Genomic DNA, 240 nt, shown 5'->3' on the forward strand with positions numbered 1-240 from the left:
TTAAATATGGTATGTTTGATAAGGAGCAGAAAAGAAAGCAGAAACAGTCTTCAAAGAATCTAGATAATTGGTTTTACGATGAGGTCAGTGATACCTACACGCATCCGGATGGATGGGATTATCATTTGACTATATCAAAGAGACTAGAACATCTACTGGATTCCAACAAGAGATCAGAGTTTATAAGGCAGAATATCCTGATTTAGCCCCTCAGAAAGGTCTTTATGTGAATCAGAGATA

At 36.7% G+C, this 240-nt stretch carries 1 pseudogene; it reads left to right on the plus strand.

Features of this window, described 5'->3' with window-relative positions:
- A pseudogene (locus AT575_RS11125) lies at nucleotides 1-240 on the plus strand (IS1182 family transposase); the annotation flags it as partial.

This window comes from Streptococcus penaeicida (assembly GCF_002887775.1).
GTDB lineage: Bacteria > Bacillota > Bacilli > Lactobacillales > Streptococcaceae > Streptococcus > Streptococcus penaeicida.